General features: G+C 59.2%; 22 protein-coding genes. 10 read left to right on the top strand and 12 right to left on the bottom strand.

All coding sequences use genetic code 11. The annotated features are described in order from the left end of the window. Positions 1–105: 105 nt before the first annotated feature. The 6 genes from CKW09_RS00855 to CKW09_RS00830 all read left to right on the top strand — a co-directional run bounded on the left by CKW09_RS00855 (position 106) and on the right by CKW09_RS00830 (position 6,086). On the top strand, positions 106–1,041 hold the full coding sequence (locus CKW09_RS00855; RefSeq protein ID WP_095095038.1) for a D-ribose ABC transporter substrate-binding protein: 936 nt from the start codon (positions 106–108) through the stop codon (positions 1,039–1,041). Between the two features lie 42 nt (positions 1,042–1,083). After that, positions 1,084–1,704, top strand: coding sequence for a DUF2291 family protein (locus tag CKW09_RS00850; protein ID WP_095095035.1), 621 nt, complete (start codon positions 1,084–1,086; stop codon positions 1,702–1,704). A 1-nt stretch (position 1,705) separates the two neighbouring features. Further along, positions 1,706–3,250, top strand: coding sequence for a sugar ABC transporter ATP-binding protein (locus CKW09_RS00845; protein ID WP_095095032.1), 1,545 nt, complete (start codon positions 1,706–1,708; stop codon positions 3,248–3,250). A gap of 17 nt (positions 3,251–3,267) precedes the next feature. Then, complete coding sequence (locus tag CKW09_RS00840; RefSeq protein ID WP_095095029.1) at positions 3,268–4,323, top strand: ABC transporter permease; 1,056 nt, start codon at positions 3,268–3,270, stop codon at positions 4,321–4,323. A gap of 57 nt (positions 4,324–4,380) precedes the next feature. Continuing rightward, a complete protein-coding gene (locus CKW09_RS00835) occupies positions 4,381–5,178 on the top strand; it encodes an SDR family oxidoreductase (RefSeq protein WP_095095027.1) in 798 nt (265 codons plus the stop codon). Positions 5,179–5,300: 122 nt separating this feature from the next. Next, positions 5,301–6,086, top strand: coding sequence for an SDR family oxidoreductase (locus CKW09_RS00830; RefSeq protein WP_095099951.1), 786 nt, complete (start codon positions 5,301–5,303; stop codon positions 6,084–6,086). Between the two features lie 49 nt (positions 6,087–6,135). Here CKW09_RS00830 and yigL read toward each other — a convergent pair whose 3' ends face one another. Continuing rightward, the gene (gene yigL, locus CKW09_RS00825; RefSeq protein ID WP_095095024.1) at positions 6,136–6,936 is read right to left on the bottom strand and encodes a sugar/pyridoxal phosphate phosphatase YigL; all 801 of its coding nucleotides are present in this window, start codon (positions 6,934–6,936) and stop codon (positions 6,136–6,138) included. Positions 6,937–6,947: 11 nt separating this feature from the next. Then, a complete protein-coding gene (gene pldB, locus CKW09_RS00820; RefSeq protein WP_095095021.1) occupies positions 6,948–7,985 on the bottom strand; it encodes a lysophospholipase L2 in 1,038 nt (345 codons plus the stop codon). Between the two features lie 145 nt (positions 7,986–8,130). Here pldB and rhtB point away from each other — a divergent pair, with 145 nt between their 5' ends. After that, positions 8,131–8,751: a homoserine/homoserine lactone efflux protein gene (rhtB, locus tag CKW09_RS00815; RefSeq protein ID WP_095095018.1), complete on the top strand. Its 621-nt coding sequence runs from the start codon at positions 8,131–8,133 to the stop codon at positions 8,749–8,751. Between the two features lie 46 nt (positions 8,752–8,797). Here the strand turns inward: rhtB and rhtC are convergent, their stop codons facing one another. The 3 genes from rhtC to pldA all read right to left on the bottom strand — a co-directional run bounded on the left by rhtC (position 8,798) and on the right by pldA (position 12,227). Then, positions 8,798–9,424 carry a threonine export protein RhtC gene (gene rhtC / locus CKW09_RS00810; protein WP_095095016.1) on the bottom strand — a complete coding sequence of 209 codons (627 nt, stop codon included), beginning with the start codon at positions 9,422–9,424 and terminating at the stop codon, positions 8,798–8,800. A 12-nt stretch (positions 9,425–9,436) separates the two neighbouring features. Then, positions 9,437–11,269 carry an ATP-dependent DNA helicase RecQ gene (recQ, locus tag CKW09_RS00805; RefSeq protein ID WP_095095013.1) on the bottom strand — a complete coding sequence of 611 codons (1,833 nt, stop codon included), beginning with the start codon at positions 11,267–11,269 and terminating at the stop codon, positions 9,437–9,439. Between the two features lie 79 nt (positions 11,270–11,348). Next, positions 11,349–12,227 carry a phospholipase A gene (gene pldA, locus CKW09_RS00800; protein ID WP_061798820.1) on the bottom strand — a complete coding sequence of 293 codons (879 nt, stop codon included), beginning with the start codon at positions 12,225–12,227 and terminating at the stop codon, positions 11,349–11,351. A gap of 192 nt (positions 12,228–12,419) precedes the next feature. Between pldA and CKW09_RS00795 the strand changes: the two genes are divergently transcribed. Both CKW09_RS00795 and rarD read left to right on the top strand, forming a co-directional pair. Further along, positions 12,420–12,890: a thioesterase family protein gene (locus CKW09_RS00795; RefSeq protein WP_061798822.1), complete on the top strand. Its 471-nt coding sequence runs from the start codon at positions 12,420–12,422 to the stop codon at positions 12,888–12,890. A 64-nt stretch (positions 12,891–12,954) separates the two neighbouring features. Beyond that, positions 12,955–13,842, top strand: a complete 888-nt coding sequence (rarD, locus tag CKW09_RS00790; protein ID WP_095095010.1) for an EamA family transporter RarD — start codon at positions 12,955–12,957, stop codon at positions 13,840–13,842. On the opposite strand, the gene CKW09_RS00785 is transcribed toward rarD, so the two are convergent. Together CKW09_RS00785 and corA are read right to left on the bottom strand one after the other, a co-directional pair. After that, positions 13,834–14,892, bottom strand: coding sequence for an AbrB family transcriptional regulator (locus CKW09_RS00785; protein WP_061798826.1), 1,059 nt, complete (start codon positions 14,890–14,892; stop codon positions 13,834–13,836). The genes rarD and CKW09_RS00785 overlap by 9 nt on opposite strands. A 72-nt stretch (positions 14,893–14,964) precedes the next feature. Beyond that, positions 14,965–15,915 (bottom strand): magnesium/cobalt transporter CorA, encoded by a 951-nt coding sequence (gene corA / locus CKW09_RS00780; RefSeq protein WP_061798827.1) that lies wholly within the window; start codon positions 15,913–15,915, stop codon positions 14,965–14,967. A 454-nt stretch (positions 15,916–16,369) separates the two neighbouring features. Here corA and CKW09_RS00775 point away from each other — a divergent pair, with 454 nt between their 5' ends. Next, the gene (locus CKW09_RS00775; protein WP_095095008.1) at positions 16,370–16,843 is read left to right on the top strand and encodes a WbuC family cupin fold metalloprotein; all 474 of its coding nucleotides are present in this window, start codon (positions 16,370–16,372) and stop codon (positions 16,841–16,843) included. A 41-nt stretch (positions 16,844–16,884) separates the two neighbouring features. Here the strand turns inward: CKW09_RS00775 and uvrD are convergent, their stop codons facing one another. The 5 genes from uvrD to dapF all read right to left on the bottom strand — a co-directional run bounded on the left by uvrD (position 16,885) and on the right by dapF (position 22,273). Continuing rightward, positions 16,885–19,047, bottom strand: coding sequence for a DNA helicase II (uvrD, locus tag CKW09_RS00770; protein ID WP_061798854.1), 2,163 nt, complete (start codon positions 19,045–19,047; stop codon positions 16,885–16,887). 76 nt (positions 19,048–19,123) lie between these two features. After that, the gene (gene yigB / locus CKW09_RS00765; protein ID WP_061798830.1) at positions 19,124–19,840 is read right to left on the bottom strand and encodes a 5-amino-6-(5-phospho-D-ribitylamino)uracil phosphatase YigB; all 717 of its coding nucleotides are present in this window, start codon (positions 19,838–19,840) and stop codon (positions 19,124–19,126) included. After that, positions 19,840–20,751: a tyrosine recombinase XerC gene (xerC, locus tag CKW09_RS00760; RefSeq protein ID WP_095095005.1), complete on the bottom strand. Its 912-nt coding sequence runs from the start codon at positions 20,749–20,751 to the stop codon at positions 19,840–19,842. The genes yigB and xerC overlap by 1 nt, the downstream gene beginning before the upstream one ends. After that, positions 20,748–21,452 (bottom strand): DUF484 domain-containing protein, encoded by a 705-nt coding sequence (locus tag CKW09_RS00755; protein WP_061798833.1) that lies wholly within the window; start codon positions 21,450–21,452, stop codon positions 20,748–20,750. Before CKW09_RS00755 ends, xerC begins: the two co-directional genes overlap by 4 nt. Beyond that, the gene (dapF, locus tag CKW09_RS00750) at positions 21,449–22,273 is read right to left on the bottom strand and encodes a diaminopimelate epimerase (protein WP_061798835.1); all 825 of its coding nucleotides are present in this window, start codon (positions 22,271–22,273) and stop codon (positions 21,449–21,451) included. Before dapF ends, CKW09_RS00755 begins: the two co-directional genes overlap by 4 nt. Between the last annotated feature and the right edge of the window lie 105 nt (positions 22,274–22,378).

The following is a 22,378-nucleotide window of genomic DNA, read 5'->3' as shown; positions in this document are numbered from 1 at the left end:
GAACCTTAATCATCAACCAAAGGAGCTCCTCGCCCATAAACTTGATATTCAGGTCATACGTTGTTTCACCGTACCCGACAATAACAACCAAGAGAGAACATTGTCATGAAATTACGTTTAACGCTTTTAACTGTCGCTGCCCTGACCGCTTTTTCTTTTACTGCTCAGGCCGTGGAAAAAGGTACCATAATGATCATGGTAAATTCGCTGGATAATCCGTATTACGCTTCTGAAGCCAAAGGCGCCAGCGATAAAGCAAAAGAACTGGGGTACCGAACCACAATCCTGTCACATGGTGAAGATGTAAAAAAACAGAATGAGCTGATTGATACCGCCATCGGTAAAAAAGTTCAGGGGATTATTCTTGATAATGCCGACTCAACCGCCAGCGTAGCGGCAATTGAGAAGGCGAAGAAAGCAGGCATTCCCGTGATCTTGATTAACAGGGAAATTCCCGTTGATGACATCGCTCTTGAACAAATTACCCATAATAACTTTCAGGCCGGTTCTGAAGTTGCCAACGTATTTGTTGAGAAGATGACGGAAAAAGGAAAATATGCCGAACTGACCTGTAACCTGGCAGATAAAAACTGTGTTACCCGCTCTAAATCTTTCCATCAGGTCATCGACCAATATCCGGATATGATCAGCGTCGCGAAACAAGATGCCAAAGGAACGTTAATCGACGGCAAACGCATTATGGACAGCATTTTGCAGGCGCATCCTGATGTGAAAGGCGTGATTTGCGGCAACGGCCCTGTCGCTCTGGGCGTTATTGCCGCGCTGAAAGCAGCGAATCGCACCGATGTTGTAGTTGTTGGTATTGATGGCAGCAACGATGAACGCGATGCCGTTAAAGCCGGAACCCTGCAGGCCACAGTGATGCTCCAGGCTCAGGCTATTGCCGCTCAGGGTGTTACCGACCTCGATAACTACCTGCAAAAAGGTGAAAAACCAGCGAAACAACGCGTTATGTTCCGCGGCATTCTGATCACCAAAGACAATGCAGACAAAGTTCAGGACTTCAATATCAAATCCTGAGTTCGGGTTGTTGCGCCTCTTCGGGGGCGTATAGGAGAGTTTATGTATAAAAAAACCTGGCTGGCACTGGCCGTTCTTGCGCTTGGAGGCTGTCGCATTGTCTCTGAGCAAGAGCTGGCCGATCTTAAATCCCCGCCCAATCCGCATATGGCGAATATCGATCAGACGTGGCAAGACAAAGTGGTTCCACAGGTCGTTTCTCAGGCCCGTTCCGTTGCCGAGCTAATGGCCGCCTTCCGCGCGGCGAAAGATATTGATAGCGCATGCAAAACATTGGGCTACCGCGCTCAGGATGAGAGTCCATGCGTTTTTTACGTCAAGGTTGAGGGCAATATCACCCATATTGACTCTGCTTCCCGTAGCGGAAAAATGACGATTCAGGATACCGGCGGCAGCAATGTTGTGGTGCAAATTGGCCCAACGCTGCGCGGTACGCTCTTACGCGACGCCTACCAGGGTACCAGTTATCAAGACTTTAACGACCAGGTTCTGTTTGGCGAATATGGCCAGGCCATTAACGAGCATGCGGTAAAAATGATTCAAGCGGCACAAATTAAAACGGGCGAAGTTACGCAAGTGTATGGCGTATTCTCGGCTTGGGATATTCCGCAAGCCATTCCTGATATTACGCCAGCGAAAATTGTCAGTTTGGGAGGGAAATAACATGCAACAGCAAGAACTCGTCACTCCCCAACCAGTCGAATCTGAAGTTATTATCGAAACCCGTGAGTTGTCGCGCATCTATCCAGGAGTCGTGGCCTTGGATAACGTGAACTATCGGGTCTATCGAAATAAAGTAAACGTTCTGATCGGAGAGAATGGTGCGGGTAAATCCACCATGATGAAAATGCTTGCTGGCGTTGAAACACCGTCCTCCGGTCAAATTATTCTTGATGGCACCCCGGTTATCCTCAGTTCGACTCACCAGGCCGAAAAGAAGGGGATAAGCATCATTTTTCAGGAATTGAATTTATTCCCGAACATGAACATCATGGATAACATATTTATGGCTAACGAATTCTTTCAGAAAGGGAAGATCAACGAAAAATATCAATATGAGTTAGCAAAAAAACTATTGGAAAGACTCGAGCTCAATGTCGATCCCTATACTCAGCTTGGCGAGTTAGGTATCGGCCACCAGCAGCTGGTCGAAATTGCACGTGCGCTTTCAAAGGATACTCGCGTATTAATCATGGATGAACCTACTTCTGCACTGAGCCAGTCGGAAGTCAAAATTTTGTTTAACGTTATTGAGCAACTTAAACGTCGCGGCATCACCATTATTTATATTTCCCATCGTCTGGAAGAGCTAATGGAAATTGGCGACCACATTACCATTTTCCGCGATGGGCGCTTTATCAGTGAACGCAATGTCAGTGATACCAGCATTCCCTGGATTATCGAACAAATGGTTGGCGATAAGAAAAAACATTTCGACTATCAGCCCGCGCAAAAGGGCGAAGCGGTACTGGCCGTTGAAGGTTTGACGGCGCTGCACCACAGCGGCGGATATAGGCTCAACAATGTGAGCTTCACGCTGAGTAAAGGGGAAGTGATTGGTATTTACGGCCTGCTGGGTGCCGGGCGCACGGAGCTGTTTAAAGGCCTGATAGGCCTGATGCCCTGCCAGAATGGCAGCGTCCATCTTGGTGGCGAGAATATTGGCAAAGCCCAGTTTCAAACCCGCCTTAAAAAAGGCCTGGCGTTAGTTCCCGAAGACCGACAGGGCGAAGGCGTGGTGCAGATTATGTCGATTCAATCGAATATGACCTTATCGGATTTTAGCCTGAAAGGTTTTCGCCAGGCTTGGAAATGGCTGAACACGCAAAAAGAACACGCCAGCGTCAAAGAGATGATTCGCGAGCTCGCTATCAAAGTCAGCGACCCTGAACTGCCGATTACGTCCTTAAGCGGTGGCAATCAACAAAAAGTGGTGTTAGGCAAAGCCCTGATGACACAACCAAAGGTTGTTTTTCTCGATGAACCCACTCGCGGCATCGACGTCGGCGCCAAAACTGACGTTTATCACCTGATTGGCAAAATGGCCCAACAGGGTCTGGCAGTGATGTTCTCTTCATCGGAACTCGATGAAGTCATGGCGCTGGCGGATCGAATTTTGGTGATGGCCGATGGCCGTATTACCGCCGATTTACCGCGTCATGCGGTTACCCGCGAAAAATTAATCGCGGCTTCAACACCTCAAGATTAATCAGGCTGGAATCCATCATGAACCAGAAATATATGATTTATATGTACCTGTTGAAGGCCAGAACTTTCATCGCTCTGCTGCTGGTTATCGCGTTCTTCAGCGTGATGGTACCGAATTTCCTGACCACATCTAACCTGCTGATTATGACTCAGCACGTGGCCATCACCGGCCTGCTGGCCATCGGCATGACGCTGGTTATCCTGACTGGCGGGATTGACCTTTCTGTCGGTGCCGTCGCCGGGATCTGCGGAATGGTCGCAGGGGCATTATTGACCAACGGTCTGCCCTTATGGAACGGCAACGTCATCTTCTTCAACGTCCCTGAAGTTATTCTGTGCGTGGCCATCTTCGGCATCGTCGTCGGCTTTATCAACGGTGCCGTGATCACCCGTTTCGGCGTGGCACCCTTTATCTGCACGCTGGGCATGATGTATGTCGCCAGGGGTTCTGCCTTGCTGTTCAATGACGGCAGCACCTATCCCAACCTCAACGGTATAGAAGCCCTGGGCAATACCGGTTTCGCCACGCTGGGTTCCGGTACGCTGATGGGTATTTATCTGCCTATCTGGCTGATGATCGGGTTCCTGCTGCTGGGCTACTGGCTGACGACAAAAACACCACTTGGTCGCTATATCTACGCTATTGGTGGTAACGAATCCGCTGCTCGCCTGGCAGGCGTCCCCATCGTTAAAGCAAAAGTATTCGTTTACGCCTTCTCTGGCCTGTGCTCCGCATTTGTTGGCCTGATCGTCGCTTCACAGCTGCAAACGGCCCACCCAATGACCGGCAATATGTTCGAAATGGACGCCATCGGAGCCACCGTGCTGGGCGGAACCGCGCTGGCGGGTGGGCGTGGGCGGGTGACGGGTTCAATTATTGGGGCTTTCGTCATCGTCTTCCTTGCTGACGGCATGGTGATGATGGGTGTCAGCGACTTCTGGCAAATGGTCATTAAGGGCGTGGTCATTGTCACCGCCGTCGTCGTCGACCAATTCCAACAGAAATTACAGAACAAAGTCATCCTGATGCGTCGCCATGAGGAAAAACATGCCGCAGCTCAGGTTGCCAGTTAATAGGCTTTCATTACCCCGCCGCACGCGTTTGCGTCCGGCATATAAAAGGGAAAAAACATGCAAAGAAATTTCCATAACAAAACGGTCGTTATCACCGGTGCATGCCGCGGGATCGGTGCGGGTATTGCTGAGCGCTTTGCTCGCGATGGTGCCAATCTGGTGATGGTCTCCAACGCCGAGCGCGTTCACGAAACGGCAGAAACCTTGTCCCGGAGTCACCAGACCGAGATCCTGTCATTGCAGGTGGATGTCACTGATGAAGCGCAGGTGCAATCGCTGTACGAACAAGCCGCAACCCGTTTCGGCACTATCGATGTCTCGATCCAGAACGCGGGCGTCATCACCATCGATTATTACGATCGCATGCCGAAAGCCGACTTTGAGAAAGTGTTGGCGGTTAACACCACCGGCGTCTGGCTCTGCTGTCGTGAAGCTGCCAAATACATGGTGAAGCAAAATCACGGTAGCCTGATTAATACGTCGTCAGGTCAGGGTCGTCAGGGCTTTATCTACACCCCGCATTACGCTGCCAGCAAAATGGGCGTGATCGGTATTACGCAAAGCCTGGCCCACGAACTGGCGCCGTGGAATATCACCGTCAACGCCTTCTGCCCAGGCATTATCGAAAGCGATATGTGGGATTACAACGATCGTGTGTGGGGTGAAGCCCTGAGCACCGAACAAAAACGCTATGGCAAAGGTGAACTGATGGCTGAATGGGTCGAAGGCATTCCGATGAAGCGCGCCGGTAAACCAGAGGATGTCGCCGGGTTGGTGGCCTTTCTCGCTTCAGACGATGCACGCTATCTTACCGGGCAAACCATCAACATCGACGGTGGCCTGATTATGTCGTAATGCCCGTCAGGGACGACAAAATCAGAATCGTAACCCGGATGGCGTTAACGTAATCGGGGCATCCCTTCCCGTCGGTTTACAGCGCACTGTGCCACGGGATACTAATTCAGAGAGTGATGGTTATGATCACAAAACATTTTGCTCAGCGGCTATTTAACCTGCAGGACCGCGTGGCCTTTGTGACCGGTGCAGGCAGCGGCATCGGTCAGATGATTGCTTACGGGCTCGCCAGCGCAGGGGCTCGGGTAGTCTGCTTTGATCTACGCGAAGACGGTGGCCTTACTGAAACCGTTAAAAATATCGAGGCGATTGGCGGGCAGGCCTGCTTTTATACCGGGGATGTGCGTCAGCTCAGCGATCTGCGTGCTGGCGTCGCCTTGGCCAAAAGCCGCTTCGGTCGACTCGATATCGCCGTTAACGCAGCCGGCATTGCCAATGCCAATCCGGCGCTTGAGATGGAAACTGAACAATGGCAGCGGGTTATCGATATTAACCTCACTGGCGTGTGGAACTCCTGTAAAGCGGAAGCCGAACTGATGCAGGAGTCAGGTGGAGGCTCGATTATTAATATCGCCTCCATGTCCGGCCTTATTGTTAATCGCGGTCTCGAGCAGGCGCATTATAACTGCTCCAAAGCGGGTGTTATTCACCTATCCAAAAGCCTTGCAATGGAGTGGGTCAGCAAAGGGATCCGCGTCAATTCCATCAGCCCGGGATACACCGCCACGCCTATGAACACACGCCCTGAGATGGTCCATCAGACCCGTGAATTTGAAAACCAGACGCCGATTCAGCGAATGGCAAAAGTGGAAGAGATGGCTGGCCCGGCACTCTTCCTCGCCAGTGATGCCGCGTCGTTCTGTACCGGTGTTGATCTGGTCGTCGATGGCGGTTTTGTCTGCTGGTAAAGCTTCATGTACTACATTAATGCAGGGCGCCAAAGGCGCCCTATTCAAATCAACCCAGGAACATCTTGCGCAGGTAGTGCGGCACCGCGTCGTCGACGTTGGAGCCGATCACTTCCAGGTTCGGCAGCTTGTCCTTCAGGCGCTGGTGGGCGTCGCGCATGATGCAGCCCTTGCCGGCCATCGACAGCATTTCCAGATCGTTCATGCCGTCGCCGAAGGCGATGCACTCTTTCAGCGTATAGCCGATGATCTTGGCCACTTCTTCCAGCGCATGCCCCTTCGACACCCCGCCGGCCATCACTTCCAGACAGGTCGGGAACGAGAAGCTGACGTTGACCCGGTCGCCCCAGCGCGCGTTGATGGCGTCTTCCAGCGGCAGCAGCTTTTCGTGGTCGTCGCAGGTGAAGTACACCTTGCAGACGCCGTCGGTTTCCAGCAGGCCCGGCTCGAACAGCCGGTACTGGAAGACGGATTCCTGGAAAAACTCTTTCTGCTCGGGGCTTTCACGGTTGATGAACCAGTCGTCGTTGCGGTAGACGTTGGTGGTGATGTCCGCATCGTCGTGCATCATGCCGTACAGGTCGCGGGCGATGTCCGCGTCGAGGTTGTGGCTGAAGATCAGCTCGCCGGCGGTGTTGTGCACCCGGGCGCCGTTGGAGGTGATCATGAAGGCGCTGATCTCCAGGTTGTCGCGGATCTGCGAAACGTCGATATGGTGGCGGCCGGTGGCGAAAACGAAGTGCACGTCGCGCTGGGTCAGCAGCTTCAACGTTGCTTTGGCGTACGGCGACAGAGTGTGGTCGGGAGACAGCAGCGTGCCATCTAAATCGGAAGCGACGACGTGATACATAGCGTTATGTTCTAACCTCTGATGGAGTTGTCGGCGGTAGGGTTACCACCTAAGTGTTGAGCAAAGAAGCGCAGGATTGCGTTCAGTGCTTCGGCGCGCATCGCGTCCCGCTCGAACAGGATCTCATGGCGTGCGCCTTCGATAACCCGCGGTTTTCCCCCTTCACAGGGATGCCCCGCGTCTGACAGTGCCTGACAAAAAGCCTGATGCGAACGGTTGTCGACCACCCGTTCCTCACCGGCCTGCAATAATAACAGCGGCGTGTTGATGTCGGCGGCCTGAGCGACGATCTCCCGCCCGGCCCGAATGCTTTCCCGCACCCAGTGGTAGGTCGGCCCGCCCACCTGCAGCTCGGGGTAATCGGCGTAATAACGCAGACAGCGGCGATAGCGCTCGCGGCTGTGGGTCAGTATGTTGACCACGTAGGGCAGCGGCCGCCACTGGCCGGTTCCCACCGCATAGTAATCTCGCATCAACGGGCGTTTCTCCGCCCAATCCAGAATGCGCTTGGCCATCCAGCCCGGCATCGGCAAATAGATGCCGAACATCGGCGCGCAAAACGCCGCCGCGTCGAACGCCTGCGGCTGCCGCAGCAGGAACTGCGCCAGGATCGCGCCGCCCATCGAATGCGCCAGCGCATAACGCTGCCGATAGCCGCGCGGCGCCACTTCGCGCTGATAGAACTGCTCGAAATCGTCAACGTAGTCGGCAAAGTTTACCACATGACCGCGGTGCGTATCTGCCAGTAAACGGCCCGAGCGCCCCTGGCCGCGGTGATCGACGATCATCACGTCGTAGCCGCAATGGAACAGATCGTAGGCCACCTCGGGGTATTTCACGTAGCTTTCGATGCGGCCGGGGCTGATCACCACCACCCGCCGGTGGCGCGTCGAAGTGAAACGCACGAAGCGGATCGGCACGCCGTCCACCCCGCTGAACTCGCCCTCTTCGCGCTGCCGCCAAAAAGCCAGCAGCGGCCCGGTGGCGAAGGCAGCGAACTGCGTTTCACGCGTTAACCAGTCATCGGTGCTGAGAGTGAACGAGGTCATCGAGAGCCTTTTCCCTGAGTGGCCGGCGGCAAAATGTGACCGCTGGCACAAGAAATAATACTAGCGTATGGTGATTCAATTCTGACAAAAATGGCGCCATAACGGCGCATTGTGGCACAAAACGACGCTTTCAGGGAGCTGTGCGATGACCTTGGACTGGTGGTTAACCTATCTGCTGACAACCCTCATTCTCAGCCTGTCCCCCGGCTCAGGCGCCATCAACACCATGAGCACCGGCATCAGCCACGGCTATCGCGGCGCGGCGGCGTCGATAGCCGGCCTGCAGCTCGGGCTGAGCCTGCATATCGTGCTGGTCGGCATTGGCCTCGGCGCGCTGGTTTCCCAATCGCTGCTGGCGTTCGAACTGCTGAAGTGGCTGGGCGCCGCCTATCTGGTGTGGCTCGGCATCCAGCAGTGGCGCGCCGCCGGGGCGCTGGATCTGCACGCGCTGGCGGGCAGCATGCCGCGCCGCCGTTTGTTCCGCCGCGCGGTGTTGGTCAACCTGACCAACCCGAAAAGCATCGTGTTCCTGGCCGCGCTGTTCCCGCAGTTCATCCTGCCCAATCAGCCGCAGGCCGAGCAGTATCTGGTGCTCGGCGCCACCACGGTGGCGGTGGATATCCTGGTGATGATCGGTTACGCCACGCTGGCCACGCGCATTGCCGGCTGGCTGAAGACCCCGCGCCAAATGCGGTTGCTGAACCGCATCTTCGGTTCGCTGTTTATTCTGGTGGCGGGGCTGTTGGCGACGGCCAGAAGGGCCTGAGAATTTGGTTTTGGCTGCCCGTGTGCGCCCGGGCAACCAAAATAGCCTAACGGGTAAAGATCAGGTGCAAACCGAACCCGGTGAACAGCACCCCCGCCAGCCCGTCGATCCATTTCGCCAACCGCCGGTAGCCGCGGCGCATCGCCGGCAAGGCGAAGACCATCGCCACCAGGCTGAACCAGACGAAGGTCTCGGCGACGATCAGCAGGAACAACCCCCAGCGCGCGCCGGCGCCGACGTCGTCGCCGACGAACAGCGAGAACACGCTGCCGAAGTAAATCACCGCTTTAGGGTTGGAGAGGTTGGTCAAGAAACCGCGGATAAAGCTGCGGCCGGCCTGCGGCAAGGCGACCTTCGCTTCCGCCTCCGGCGCCGGCCGAGCATGCTGCGCCCGCGCCGAGCGCAGCAGCTGCCAGCCCATCCAGCACAGGTAAATCCCGCCGCCGACCATGATCACCTGGTGCAGCCAGGCCATCTTCTGCAGGATCAGGTGCAGCCCCATCAGCGCCACGCCGGCCCATACCACGATGCCGAGCGAAATGCCGATCACCCCCATCATCGCCTCGCGGCGCGAACGGCTGGCGGCGGTTTGCGACACAAAAAAGAAGTCCGGCCCCGGGCTCATCAGCGCAATCAGGTGCACCAGCGCCACGGTCAAAAACAGCATCAGCATGATTTATTGCCCTTAGTCTTCATCATTGTCCAGGTGGTCGCGGATCATCGCCATAAAGGGCGCGCCGAAACGCTCCAGTTTGCGCTGGCCGACGCCGTTGACGCTCAGCAGATCGCCGGCCTTGATCGGCATCTGTTCGGCCATTTCCAGCAGCGTGGCGTCGTTGAACACCACGTATGGCGGAATGTTTTCTTCGTCGGCGATCGATTTACGCAGCTTGCGCAGCTTGGCGAACAGCTTGCGATCGTAATTGCCGCCGTAGGATTTCTGGTTGGCGCCGCTGCGCGGCTTCAGGCTCTGGATACGCGGCACCGCCAGCTGCAGCGCCACTTCGCCGCGCAATACCGGCCGCGCCGCCTCGGTCAGCTGCAGCGCCGAGTGCATGGCGATATTCTGGGTGATAAAGCCCAGGTGGATCAGCTGGCGCAGCACGCTGGTCCAGAATTCGGTGGTCTGATCGCGGCCGATGCCGTACACCGGCAGCTTGTCGTGGCCGTATTCGCGGATGCGCTGGTTATTGGAGCCGCGCAGCACCTCGACGATATAACCCAGGCCGAAACGCTGCCCGACGCGGTACACGCAGGACAGCGCCTTGCGCGCGTCCTCCAGCCCGTCATAACGCTTGGGCGGATCCAGACAGATGTCGCAGTTGCCGCAGTTCTCGTGCTTGCCCTCGCCGAAATAGTTGAGCAGCACCAGCCGGCGGCAGGTTTGCGCCTCGGCGAAGGCGCCCATGGCGTTCAGCTTGTGGCGTTCGATATCCAGCTGCTGCCCGGCGGGCTTCTCCTCCAGGCAACGGCGCAACCAGGCCATATCGGCCGGGTCGTACAGCAGTATGGCTTCGGCCGGCAGGCCGTCGCGCCCGGCGCGGCCGGTTTCCTGATAGTAGGACTCGATATTGCGCGGGATGTCGAAGTGCACCACAAACCGCACGTTGGGTTTGTTGATGCCCATGCCGAAGGCGACGGTAGCCACCACCACCTGCAGATCGTCGCGCTGGAACGCTTCCTGCACCTGCGCGCGCCGGTCGTTATCCAACCCGGCGTGATAGGCGCCTACGCTCAGCCCGCGGCTTTGCAGACGCGCCGCGGTATCTTCCACCTTGGCGCGGCTGTTGCAGTAAATAATGCCGCTCTTGCCGCGCTGGTCCTGCACGAAGCGCCACAGCTGGTCGAGCGGTTTGAATTTTTCCACCAGGGTATAGCGGATGTTCGGCCGGTCGAAGCTGCTGACCTGCACCAGCGGATCCTGCAGCGCCAGCAGGCGCACGATGTCGCCGCGGGTGGATTCGTCGGCGGTGGCGGTCAGGGCGATCACCGGCATGCGAGGGAAACGCTGCTTCAGCTGGCCCAGGGCGCGGTATTCCGGCCGGAAATCGTGGCCCCATTGCGAAATGCAGTGCGCCTCATCCACCGCCAGCATCGCCGGCGGACAGTGGTCGAGCAGGTCGAGGAAGCTGTCCATCATCAGCCGTTCCGGGGCGATGTACAGCATCTTGATCTGGCCGCTGCGGCAGCCCGCCATCACTTCCAGCTGCTGCTCGCGGCTCTGCGTCGAGTTGTAGCAGGCGGCGGAAACGCCGTAGGCCAGCAGCTGATCGACCTGATCCTTCATCAGCGAGATCAAGGGGGAAACCACCAGGGTCAGGCCATCCATCACCAGCGCCGGGATTTGATAGCACAACGATTTACCGCCGCCGGTCGGCATCACCACCAGGCAATCCTGCCCGCCGATCGCTGCGTTGATAATCGTTTGTTGGCCCGGACGGAACTGCTGGTAGCCGAAGGTATCGCGTAATACCTGCTCTGCCAGCAACTCTCGGTTTATCACTGCTGCGGTTGACACACACTTCCCCATTTTTTATTGGCACAAACCCACGAAGCGGCGACCGGCACGGCCGCCGCTGCACATAGCCGGGATATGATTACATAATATCGTTAAGCATGACACCAACACCCACCCGTGTCTGCCGGAAGTTGTAATCGATCAACGATTCACCGTAGCCGCTGAACACCTGGGTGTAGAAGCGCACGTGTTTGGTGATCGGATAACTCCAGCCCAACTCGGCGCCGCCGAAGCCGCTGTTCCAGTTGTAATGGCCGTCGACGCTGAACACGCTGTCGCCCCAGGCATAGCCGACCTTCAGCCGGTAATAGCCCATGTACTTGGTGATGTCCGGATTATCGTCGCTGCTGGCGCTTTCCGAGAAGCGGAACCAGGGTTTCAGATCCACCTGCCAGTTGCCGTTTTGCGCCATAAAGCGCGCGTAGCCGCGATTCCAGCTGCGCGACGTCGGCTCCGAGCGGCCGTTGGACTGGTGATTAAGGCCGACTTCGACATCGCGCAGCGTCCAGCCGGCGAAGCGGTAATCGGTCGCCCAGCCCAGGAACACCTGCGGCTCGTAGTTGGTTTCGCGAAACGGCGACGATTCGCCATGGTTGGACAGCTGCCACCAGGAGCGCTGAGTATAAGACGCGCCGAGCACCGAGTTGTCGCCAACGATGCCGCGCCACAGCGGGAACGCCAGGCTGAGCTGGAACTTCACCTCGTCCTTGCGCGCCTTGTCCGCCCAGTTGTAGCTGCTGATGGCCTCTTTATTGAGATCGCTGGTATCGGTATACAGCACATAGTTGGTTTCATAGGGATACAGCGTGAACGGATTGTCGTGATCCTGCAGCATGTTGGCGATAATGCTGCCGCGCACCGCCGGATTATCATGAATGTGCTGCTCTTTGGCCTCTTCAGCCAGCGCCAGCGCCGGCATCAGCAGCGTGGCAGAAACGAGCCCTGACAAAATGCGCATAACCTTTCCTCACTCCAAAAAAGACTAACCCCGAAATAAAAACAGGCCATTTTACACACAAAGCCCGGTTTACAGCAGCGCGCAGCGCTTTTATTGGAATAGTCTGGAAAGCAACAAAGGTTAAGCATAAAATCAACAACTCATTAACCTGGACTGACCAGTACGTTACCCTCAAGAAGAAGAACGAAAACTATGTCTACCGCACCGCTGACTCTTGCAGTCGCCCGCCAAAAGATTGGCGAAATCTTTGTTTATCACATGCCGTTTAACCGCGAACTGGGGCTGGAGCTGCGTCGCTTTGACGACGACTACGTCGAGCTGAGCTTCACCAATCAGCAGAAGCTGGTGGGCAACGCCGCGCAACAAATCCTGCACGGCGGGGTGATCGCCTCGGTGCTGGACGTCGCCGCCGGCCTGGCGTGCGCCGGCAGCGTGCTGATGCGTCTGGAGCCGCTTCTCGAAGAGGAAATCGCTTCGCGCCTGTCGCGCATGGGCACCATCGATCTGCGCGTCGACTACCTGCGCCCCGGCCGCGGCGAGCATTTCGTCGCCTCCGCCAGCGTGCTGCGCAGCGGCAATAAGGTCGCGGTGGCGCGCGCCGAGCTGCATAATCACGACGGCCTGCACCTCGCCAGCGCCACCGCCGCCTATCTGGTCGGGTGATTGTGCGCGGTGAGCGTCTTAAGTACACTCACCGCATCTTCTATTTCCCCATCAGAGTAACGTCATGGACGCACAACAAACGCGGCAGGGCATTTTCTTTGCCCTGGCGGCCTATTTCATTTGGGGCATCGCCCCGGCCTATTTCAAACTGATCCAGCAGGTGCCTGCGGATGAAATCCTCACCCACCGGGTGATTTGGTCATTCTTCTTCATGCTGGCGCTGATTTCGCTGGGCCGCAACTGGCCGCAGGTGCGCGCCGCCTGCCAGAACCGCAAACGGCTGCTGCTGCTGGCGGTCACCGCGCTGCTGGTGGGCGGCAACTGGCTGCTGTTTATCTGGGCGGTGAATAATCACCATATGCTGGAGGCCAGCCTGGGTTATTTCATCAACCCGCTGGTTAACGTGCTGTTGGGGATGCTGTTCCTGGGCGAACGTTTTCGCCGCATGCAGTGGCTGGCGGTGGCGCTGGCGTTCGCCGGCGTGCTGATCCAGCTGTGGCAGTTCGGTTCGCTGCCGATTATCGGCCTGGGGCTGGCGTTCAGCTTCGCCTTCTACGGCCTGCTGCGTAAAAAGATCGCCATCGACGCCCAGACCGGCATGCTGATCGAGACCCTGTGGCTGCTGCCGGTCGCGGCGGCTTATCTGTTCCTGATCGCCGACAGCCCGACCAGCCACCTGAGCGCCAATCCCTGGTCGCTGAACCTGCTGCTGATTGCCGCCGGCGTCGTCACTACCGTGCCGCTGCTGTTCTTCACCGCCGCGGCCACTCGCCTGCGCCTGTCGACGCTCGGCTTTTTCCAGTACCTCGGCCCGACGCTGATGTTCCTGTTGGCGGTCACCTTCTACGGCGAAACCGTCGGCCAGGACAAGCTGGTGACCTTCGGCTTTATCTGGGCGGCGCTGGTGCTGTTTACCCTCGACGCGCTCTACACCCAGCGCAAGCTACGTTGACGCCGGCGAGGCGCGGTTGGAAATAAACCGCGCCATCGCCGGGCCGGTCAGCAGGATGGTGAACAGCCGCAGCGTCTGCATCGCCATCACGAACGACATGTCCACCCGGCTGCCCGCCGCGATGATCGCCACGGTATCCAGCCCGCCCGGGCTGGTCGCCAGGTAGGCGGTCATCATATCCACCGGCAGGAAATGGGTCAGCATCCACGCCAGCAGCCCGCAGAACGCCATCAGCGCCACGATGGACACCAGCATCTGCGGCAAGGTGCGCAACGCCAGCAGGAAGATTGGCCGGGTGAAACGCAGCCCCACGCTCCAGCCGATCAGGGTGTAAGCCAGCGCCAGCAGCCATTCCGGCACCTGCAGCGCCATGGCGCCGCTCGAATGCAGCGCCGCGCCGAGGATCATCGGCAGCAGCAGCGCGCCGGAGGGGATGCGCAGCCGCGGCCCGAGCCAGGCGCCGGCGGCGGCGACGCCGAGGGTGGCGAGAAAGCGCCAGTCCAGCGGCGGAAACCACTGCAGCGCCGCGCTGCCCTGGCCGGCTTCATCCCCCAGGCCGATCCGCGCCACCACGGCGGCGGCGGTGGCGACAAACAGCACCCGCAGATACTGCATGAACGCCACCAGCCGCACGTCGGCGCCGAAGTCGCCGGCCATCGCCACCATGGCGGAAGCGCCGCCGGGCGAAGAACCCCAGGCGCCGGTCGGGCCGGGCAATCGGCTGAAGCGCACCAGGCACCAGCCGGAAATGCCGCTGGCCAACAGCGTGGCAGCCAGCACCAGCAGCACCAGCGGCCAGTCGTCGAGCAACGGGGTGAGAATCGAGGGGGAAAGGCTTTGGGCTATCATGCAGCCCAGCACCGCCTGTGCGGCGATAAACAGCGGTTTGGCAATGCGCACCGTGGCGCCCAGCAGCCCCATGGCGACGCCGACGATCATCGGCCCCAGCAGCAGCGCCGCCGGTATATGGAAGCTCTGCAGGCCAAATCCCAGCGCCAGCGAAGCCAGCAACAGAATCGACCATTGAATCAAACGGGGCAACCTCTCCATCAACACGCGCGCCTTACCAACAGAATGAGCCGAGGGGCTATTCTACCTCTAAGTTGGCAAAGCGCGTTTCGTTTAAAGCCAGTTCTTGCGTTTGAAGTACAGATAGGGCGCCAGCCCCGCCAGGATCATCAGGCTGATGGCGCCCGGGTAGCCGAACGACCACTTCAGCTCCGGCATAAACTCAAAGTTCATCCCGTAGCTGGACGCCACCAGCGTCGGCGGCAGGAACACCACCGACACCACCGAGAAGATCTTGATGATGCGGTTCTGTTCGATGTTGATAAAGCCCATCGCCGCCTGCATCAGGAAGTTCACCTTCTGGAACAGCGATTCGTTGTGCGGCAGCAGGGATTCGATGTCGCGCAGCACTTCGCGCGCCTGCTCCAGCTGGCCGGTCGGCAGGCGCGCCTTGCGCACCAGGAAGTTCAGCGCGCGCTGGGTATCCATCAGGCACAGGCGCACCTTCCAGCCGATATCCTCCAGCTCCGCCAGCGTCGACAGCGCTTCGTCGTATTCGTCGCCCTGGTGCCCTTCCATGATCACCCGGCTGAGCTTTTCCAGATCGCTGTAGATGTTTTCGATCTCGTCGGCCAGCTGTTCGATTTTGGTCTCGAACAGGTCCAGCAACAGCTCGTAGGCGTTGCCGTCGACCATGGTCAGGTTGCGGGCGCGCATGCGGTACAGCCGGAAGGCCGGCAGTTCGCGTTCGCGCAGGGTATACAGCCGGCCGTCGCGGATGGTGAATGCCACCGTCGAGTTGCCGGCGTGATCTTCCGCATCTTCAAAGTAGAAGAAGGAGTGAATATGCAGGCCGTCTTCGTCTTCGAAGAAGCGGGCGGAGGCTTCGATGTCGTCCAGTTCCGGACGCGTCGCCAGGCTTTGGCCCAGCTCGTTTTGCACGCGCTCGCGCTCGCCTTCTTCCGGCTCAACCAGGTCGACCCACAGCGACGTGGTGAGATCATCTGAGTCATCCAGCTCCAGACGGGACAAGCGGCTGTTATCTAATTTAAAAGCGCTTAGCATGTGCCAAAACTCCCTAATGGTGACGGGTGCAGACAACGCGTTGAAGCACAGAAACAGAGGGGGTGCGTATCACCGGCTTGTTTCAGACCATGAAGAGATCTGACTCATAGCGACACTTTGCGGAGTCGCCGACAACCACGAAGGCTATCAGCAGAATGGGATAGCCTTAGAAGTTGTACCTGCGGCGCAGGTCAGTGAGCCAGCATCTACTGGGTGTGTCCAAGGCGTATGTCCTCATTGATAATAGTGCGCGCATGTTACGCCGAGACGAAAAAGTCTGTCAACACGTTAGACAGGATAATTGCGCAACAATTCATCACCATGACAAATGGTGAAAAATGCGCGTAATCCGCGGGCGAGAAGACAGAAAAAGTCGCGGCGATCTCTGACCGCGGCGGCGAATATTGCTAAGCTTACGCCACCCCAAGGGACAATAAACATGCGGACTTTACCGATGAAACAGATTACCGCCCATGAACTGAGCGCGATGAGCGAACAGGCCGCCAACGTCGCCCGCCTGCGCGCGCACCGCACCCTGCACGACGAGTTAAGCGACCCGGTACAACGCCTGGCGATCGCCATGGAGCCCGGCACCTACATCCGCCCGCACCGCCACCCGCAGACCTGGGAGCTGCTGACGCCGCTGCGCGGCCGCTTTGTGGTGCTGCAATTCAACGATGACGGCATGGTGACGCAGCGCACCCTGCTCGGCGAAGAAACCAAAGTGCTGGAGATGCCGGCATTTACCTGGCATGCGGTGCTGTCGGTCGATCCGGGCGGCGTGGTGTTCGAGGTGAAACAGGGCCCTTATCAGGCGCTGACGGAAGAAGACTGCATGCACTGGGCGCCGCAGGAAGGCGGCGAAGGCACCGAAGCGGTGATGCGCTGGTATGCCACCGCGCAGATCGGCGACCGATTCCCTCACTGATCATGAACGATTGCAGGGGCTTGCCCCTGCAACTCACCCTCTTATACCGTTTCCAAACGAGCGTAGGCCGCCACCAGCCACTTGATGCCTTCGCCCGGGAAGGCTACCTGCAGCCGGCTGTGTTCGCCGCTGCCTTCCAGATTCACGATGGTGCCTTCGCCGAACTTGGCATGGCGCACGCGCTGGCCCAGCTTGTAGCCGGTGTCGTTTTCACTGATTGGCGTGCCCATGCGGCGGTGATTCACCGGGCGCGAAACGCTGGCGCGCAGGCGCACCTCTTCCACGCAGTCTTCCGGCAGCTCGCCGATAAAGCGCGACGGCCGGTGATACACCTCTTTGCCGTACAAACGGCGCGTTTCGGCGTAGGTCAGCGTCAGCTTCTGCATGGCGCGCGTCAGGCCCACGTAGGCCAGGCGGCGTTCCTCTTCCAGCCGGCCGCCTTCATCCAGCGACATCTGGCTCGGGAACATGCCCTCTTCCATGCCGACGATAAACACCAGCGGGAACTCCAGCCCCTTGGCGGAGTGCAGGGTCATCAGCTGCACCGCGTCCTGATAGGCGTCGGCCTGGCCTTCGCCCGCCTCCAGCGCCGCGTGCGACAGGAACGCCTGCAGCGGCATCAGATCCTGATCTTCTTCCTGATAGCTGAACTGGCGCGTCGCCGTCACCAGCTCCTCCAGGTTTTCGATGCGCGCCTGGCCCTTCTCGCCCTTCTCCTGCTCATACATGATGAACAGCCCGGAATCGCGGATCACCCGGTCGGTCTGCACGTGCAGCGGCATCTCGGCGGTTTCGTGCGCCAGCGAATCGACCAGTTCGGTAAAGCGCTGCAGCGCCGACGCGGCGCGGCCGGCCAGCACCTTGTCCTGCAGCAGCGCGCGGGTGGCCTGCCACAGCGTCAACTGACGGTCGCGCGCCGCCTGGCGCACCACGTCGAGGGTGCGATCGCCGATACCACGCGTCGGGGTGTTGACCACCCGCTCAAAGGCCGCGTCGTCGTTGCGGTTGGAGATCAACCGCAAATAGGCCAGCGCATCCTTGATTTCCTGACGCTCGAAGAAGCGTTGGCCGCCGTAGATGCGATACGGCATCGCGGTCTGCAGCAGCGCCTCTTCCAGCACCCGCGACTGGGCGTTGCTGCGGTACAGGATGGCGCAGTCGTTGAGCGCGCCGCCGTTGTCCTGCCAGGTTTTGATGCGGTTGACCACGAAGCGCGACTCGTCGAGCTCGTTGAAGGCGCAGTAGATCGAGATAGGCTCGCCTTCGCCGCCCTCGGTCCACAGGTTTTTGCCCATGCGCCCGTCGTTGTTGGCGATCAGAGTGTTGGCCGCCTTCAGAATGTTGCTGGTCGAACGGTAGTTCTGCTCCAGGCGGATGGTCTCCGCACCGGGGAAATCCTTCAGGAAGCGCTGGATGTTTTCCACCTGCGCACCGCGCCAGCCGTAGATCGACTGGTCATCGTCGCCGACGATCATCACGTTGCTGTTGTTGCCCGCCAGCAGGCGGATCCAGGCGTACTGGATGCTGTTGGTGTCCTGGAATTCGTCCACCAGCACGTTGGTGAAGCGCTCGCGGTAATGGTTGAGGATATGCGGTTTGTTCAGCCACAGTTCGTGGGCGCGCAGCAGCAGCTCGGCGAAGTCCACCAGCCCGGCGCGATCGCAGGCCTCCTGATAGGCCTGGTAGATGCGCAACCAGGTGGCTTCCACCGGGTTGTTGTAGGTTTCGACGTGCTGCGGGCGCAGGCCTTCGTCTTTCTTGCCGTTGATGTACCACATCGCCTGGCGCGGCGGCCACTGCTTCTCGTCGATGTTCAGCGCCTTGACGATGCGCTTGAGCAGCCGCAGCTGGTCGTCGCTGTCGAGGATCTGGAAGTCCTGCGGCAGGTTGGCTTCCATGTGGTGCGCGCGCAGCAGGCGGTGCGCCAGCCCGTGGAAGGTGCCGATCCACATGCCGCCCTGGCTGGTGCCGATCAGGTGCTCGATGCGGTGGCGCATTTCCGCCGCCGCCTTGTTGGTGAAGGTCACCGCCATGATCGAATACGGCGAGCAGTTCTCTACCGACAGCAGCCAGGCGATGCGATGCACCAGCACCCGGGTTTTGCCGCTGCCCGCACCGGCCAGAACCAACAGGTTGCAGCGCGGCGCCGCCACGGCTTCGCGTTGTTTTTCATTCAGGCTGTCGAGCAGATCGGAAACGTCCATAGGCACCATCATCGGTAAGGGAAAACGCAACCAAAACGCGTTTCCACTGGGAATTTATACAGAGTTCTGGCAGGGATTATAACAATGCTGTCAGCGATGCCAACTGCGAAATCTCAATATGCGGCAACAGGCGGCCGTCGGCGGCCTGCATCAGATCTCGCTGGCGATCGTTGATCCAGCAGGCCTGCAGGCCCGCGCGCAGCGCGCCGGCCACGTCCGTGGTCAGGTCGTCGCCCACGTGCAGGATCTGCCCGGGCGCCACGCCCAGCCGTTCGACGGCCAGCCGATACATGTCCTGATAGGGCTTGGCGCGCCCGTCCGGCCCGGAGCGCAGCACGAACTGGAAGTATCCGTCCAGCCCGCACAGCGCCGGATCGGCATTGCCGTTGGTGATCGCCACCAGCGGATAACGTTCACCCAGCGCTTTCAGGGTGGCATGGGTCGCTTCCGGCACGTCGATGCGGCTGCGCCACAGCGCAAAGTTCTGCATCGCCGCGTCGGCGCCGATCGCGGCCTCGGCGTCGCGCAGCCCCTGGCGGCTCAGCGCCAGATGGATGGCGCGCCAACGCCACTGGGTAACGTCGTGGTAAATCTCCGGATCCTGTTCGCGCAGCTCCTGCCGCAGGCGGTGAAAGTCCGCCGACTGGAAGCAGCTCAGTCCGGGATGGTAGCTTTGCAAAAAAGCCACCGACTGCTGCTCGGTTTGCCGGATCACCGGGCGGTTGTCGTACAGCGTATCGTCCAGATCGAAGGTCAGCGCCGCCAGCGGGCGCAGCGGGCGGTAAAAATGCATCAGGATTTTCCTCGTTTGGCGCGCGGATGCGCGGCATCGTACACGTTCGCCAGGTGTTGAAAGTCGAGGTGGGTATAAATTTGGGTGGTGGTCAGGTTGGCGTGGCCTAGCAACTCTTGCACCGCGCGCAGATCGCCGCTGGACTCCAGCATGTGGGTGGCGAACGAATGGCGCAGCTTGTGCGGGTGAATGTGGCTGTTGACGCCCTGCTTCACGCCCCACTCGGCGAAGCGTTTTTGCACGTTGCGGGTCGAAATGCGCCGCCCCTGATTGGACAGGAACATCGCGTCGTCCTCCGGCCCGAACAGCTCGCGCATCGCCAGCCAGTGCTCCAGCCAGGTGACGGCGGTGCGCCCCACCGGCAGCTTGCGTTCCTTGCTGCCTTTCCCCATCACCCAGATTTCACCGGCGGCCAGATCGACGTGGCGGCAGTCCAGCCCCACCAGTTCGGACAAGCGCAAACCGGCGCCGTACATCACCTCCAGCATGGCGCGATCGCGCACCGCCAGCGGATCGTTGAGGTCGATCTCCAGCAGCTGGTTCATTTCGTCGACGTCGATATTTTTCGGCAGGTGGCGGCCGCTGCGCGGCGTGCGAATGCCTTTGGCCGGATTGGCGTGCAGCACGCCCTGGCTGACCAGCCAATCGAGAAAGCTGCGCAGCGACGACAGCCGCAGCGCCAGGCTGGCGGATTGCAGGCCGGCGCGTTTGCTGCGCGCCGCCAGCATGCGCACCCGGGCGGCGTCTAGCGCCGTCCATTCGGTGACGCCGATGTCCTGCGCCAGCAGCATCAGCGCCTGCAGCTGGCGCGAATAGCTGATTTGCGTCAGCGGGCTAAGCTGGCGCTCCACCTTCAGATAACGCAGAAAAGCGTCCACCGGCTGCTGCAGGCTGGCCGCTATCGGGGTCATGCGCGTTCGATCCAGCGTTCCAGCAGCTCCGGCAGCATGCGCGCCAGCTGGTTGAGCATCACCGTGCCCATGCCCTGCTGATAGTGTTGCGTGTCGCGGCTGCTGAAGATCACCATGCCCAGTTCGCCTTCGTCGCCCAGCATCGACAGCGCCACCGAGCCGACCTGCTTGGCCTGCGGCAACAGCAGCAGCAGCTCGGGCCCATTCAGGCTGCCGAGAAAATGCTGCTCATTGCCCAGGCGCTGAATGCGCAGCGGCTCAAACGCCGAACGCGCCAGCGCCAGATGGGTAAAGTCGGAAGGCGCGCCGATGTTCCAGCGATCGGAAAACAGGCGGATATTGGCGCCGGCCAGGCCGAAGCCGCGCGCCCAGCGCTGCAGACGGTTGAGCATGTCTTGCAGGCTGTCGGCGGTGGCCAGGCTGGCCTGCAGGTGCAGCAGGCTGGCGAACAGCGTTTCATTGGCGCTGGCCTGCTCCATCAGCAGGGTGATTTCTTCTTCCAGTCGATTGATGTGGTTGCGCTGGCGGGCCAGGTGCCACTCAACCAGCGAAACGGTGCCGCGAACGGGATGAGGTACGCGCATCTGCTCAACCCTGCGCGCGTTGCGAATAAAGAAATCCGGGTTTTGCAGCAGATACTGCATTACGGTGTCGTCATCCAGCTCGACGCCTGCGACGCTCTGTTCTTCTACGCTTTTCATAGGTGAATAAATCCGTCATATACATGGGTTGCCGGACCGGTCATAAACAGCGGGCTGCCCGGTCCTTTCCAGCGAATATGCAGGCTGCCGCCCGGCAGTTCTACATGCACCTCTTCTGACAGCAATTCCTGTTGAATGCCCACCGCCACCGCCGCGCAGGCGCCGCTGCCGCAGGCCTGCGTCTCGCCGGCGCCGCGCTCGTAGACGCGCAGCTTGATATGCTCGCGGCTGACGATCTGCATAAAGCCGATGTTGGCCCGCTCCGGGAAGCGATCGTGCCCTTCCAGCACCGGGCCAAGCAGCTCTACCTTGGCGGTTTTTACATCATCTACCTGTAAAACACAATGCGGGTTGCCCATCGACACCACGCCGCACAGCACGGTATGTTCGGCGGCGCGCATGATGTACGTCTTCTCCGCCTTGGCGGCGCGGAACGGCACCGCCTGCGGATCGAAATTCGGCTCACCCATATTGACGCACACCAGGTCATCGTCGGTGACGCTGAGCACCATGCGCCCGGTTTGGGTACTGACGCGAATGTCGCGTTTGTTGGTCAGCCCTTTCAGCCGCACAAAGCGGGCGAAGCAGCGCGCGCCGTTGCCGCACTGCGCCACCTCGCTGCCGTCGGCGTTGAAGATGCGATAGTGGAAATCCAACTCGGGATCGTAAGGCGGTTCTACCACCAGCAGTTGGTCAAAGCCGATGCCCAGGTGCCGATCGGACAGCCTGCGGATCAGCTCAGGTGAAAAATAGACATTCTGTGTAACGGCATCGACCACCATAAAGTCGTTGCCCAGACCGTGCATTTTGGAGAACTGCATATCATACTCCGCTATCTGGACGCGCTACCCCCTTCATCCTTCAAGCTGCGCGCCGTTGGCGGCAACTTGAAATCTATTGGGTTCATCCGTCTTGGTTTTGCGGCG

This window comes from Serratia ficaria (genome assembly GCF_900187015.1).
In the GTDB taxonomy this organism is placed as follows: domain Bacteria; phylum Pseudomonadota; class Gammaproteobacteria; order Enterobacterales; family Enterobacteriaceae; genus Serratia; species Serratia ficaria.
The sequence above is the reverse complement of the archived record's forward strand: the minus strand, read 5'-3'. Positions and strand labels throughout refer to the sequence as shown.